This is a genomic window from Pseudomonas sp. P7779 (assembly GCF_013386315.1).
Taxonomy (GTDB): Bacteria; Pseudomonadota; Gammaproteobacteria; order Pseudomonadales; family Pseudomonadaceae; genus Aquipseudomonas.
On record NZ_JACARZ010000230.1, the window covers coordinates 1 to 465 of the forward strand.

At 61.9% G+C, this 465-nt stretch carries 1 protein-coding gene; it reads left to right on the top strand.

Annotated features, from left to right (window positions below; translation table 11 throughout):
- On the top strand, positions 1-355 hold a 355-nt coding region (locus HX869_RS31330; protein WP_178904196.1), incomplete at its 5' end, for an NUDIX domain-containing protein.
- Positions 356-465: the final 110 nt, after the last annotated feature.

Here is a 465-nt window from a genome sequence, read left to right on the forward strand (position 1 = left end):
CCGGCGCACCCTGAGCAAAGCCATGTACCCGGGTTTCTGGGACACGGCGGCGGGCGGAATGGTGGCGGCCCACGAGTCCTATGCCGAATCGGCGGCCCGTGAGCTGGAAGAAGAGTTGGGCGTCAGCGGCGTCGAACTGACCGCCCACGATCACTTCTACTTCGAAGACGGCGACAGCCGGCTCTGGTGCACCTCGTTCTCGGCCGTGTGGGACGGGCCGCTGCGAATCCAGCCGGAAGAAGTCATGGAAGCGCGCTTTCTGCCCCTGGCGACGGTGCTTCAGGAGGCCGAGCAAAAGCCCTATTGCCCGGATGCCCAGGAAGGGTTGCGTCGTTATTTGGCCCTGCGTCGCTAAAGTTGCATAAATTGGCGCCATTTGGCTCTTAGCAAGGGGCGTTTTTGCCGTTACACTGCGCGACTTTTCAGGCTGAACCGCTGTTGTTCCACCCTGTAGGAGCGAGCTTG